1 protein-coding gene is annotated in these 1,064 nt (G+C 41.5%); it reads left to right on the forward strand.

Features of this window, described 5'->3' with window-relative positions; genetic code table 11:
• Positions 1-203: 203 nt before the first annotated feature.
• Positions 204-1,064: IS30 family transposase (locus tag J7E16_RS10665; RefSeq protein WP_214891583.1), on the forward strand; the 861-nt coding region annotated here is incomplete at its 3' end.

A 1,064-nucleotide genomic window follows, 5' to 3' on the forward strand; every position in this document is an offset into this window, starting at 1 on the left:
TAAACGAAGGCCGTCAAGGAATGTACTAATAGACAACTGAAAAACGCTTGAAGATTCCGATAATTTGGGTCTTCAAGTGTTTTATTGTATTTAAACGATGAATTGTAATATTAAGTGCAACACCCAAGACGAAATAAAAGAAACCCATGACGTCCTCGTATAGAATGAAGTTACCACACTACCATTCGATTGGAGGAGTTGTCATGAGCTACACTCATTTTACCATAACCGAACGTTCCAAAATAGAAGTCTATCTTGAACTTAAAATGTCCATTCGTACAATTGCGAAAAGGCTAAATCGCTCTCCCTCGTCTGTTTCTAGAGAATGCCAACGAAACCCAAACTACCAAGCGGAAAAAGCCCAAACAGCTTATAATCAAAGGAAAACTGCTTGCGGGGCTCATTCTAAACTGACAACCGCGCTAAAAATAGTTATTCAAGAAAAGCTGGATCAAACATGGTCTCCAGAACAAATTAGTGGCCGTTTACTTCAAGGATCCTTGACCTTCAAAACCATTTACCGCTGGATTTATGACGGTTTGCTTGACGTGCCTTTGACGGTCTTGCGTCAGAAAGGAAAACGTCAAAAACCAAAGGAAACAAGAGGCCGGTTTGTTGTTGGCACACCGATTTCCAAACGGCCAAAAGAAATCAGAAAACGCACAACTTTTGGTCATTGGGAGTTGGATACTGTTGTCTCAGGCCGTGGCCAAGCGAAAGGCTGTGTTGCCACCTTTGTAGAACGTCAAACCCGTTGGTATAAAGCTATTCTCATACCGGATCGTTCCGCAAAGTCAATGGAACAAGCCATTCGAACCTTGTATGCTCTTTATCCACGAGAAGCCTTTCAGAGCTTTACAACGGATAGAGGAAAAGAATTTGCCTGTTATGCCGTTATTGAATCAGAGTTGAACATTCCAATGTATTTCGCTGATGCGTACGCCGCTTGGCAGAGAGGAAGTAATGAAAATAGCAATGGCCTTTTCAGGGAGTTTTTCCCAAAACAAACGAATTTTGATACTATTCTCACCGAAGAAGTTGAAGAGGCTCTTTGCTTGATTAAT

Source organism: Carnobacterium sp. ISL-102, assembly GCF_018612935.1.
Classification (GTDB): Bacteria; Bacillota; Bacilli; order Lactobacillales; family Carnobacteriaceae; genus Carnobacterium_B; species Carnobacterium_B alterfunditum.